Here is a 262-nt window from a genome sequence, read left to right on the forward strand (position 1 = left end):
CGCAGTTTGGCTGCAGCTGCTTCCTTTGACAGTTCAGTCAATTGTTTAGTTAAGACCGCATTTTGCTGTTTTAGTAAATCAATATCATACGGCGGTTGCTCGATTTGTAAGCTATCAATGTATTCCTGGGTTGCCGATTCAAACCATGTATTACTGGCATAATCGTACTCAGCTTTATATAACCCATCTTGCGGCTGCACATCCGTAAACCCCTCTGGAATTTCAGCTTCATCGGGTATTTCTTTATCTCCACCATGTATAT

1 protein-coding gene is annotated in these 262 nt (G+C 41.6%); it reads right to left on the reverse strand.

The features are described from left to right. Nucleotides 1-262 (reverse strand): hypothetical protein (locus SB749_RS19865; protein ID WP_410711820.1); only part of this gene is annotated, 262 nt, incomplete at both ends.

Source organism: Brevibacterium sp. SIMBA_078, assembly GCF_046534565.1.
Lineage (GTDB): Bacteria > Actinomycetota > Actinomycetes > Actinomycetales > Brevibacteriaceae > Brevibacterium.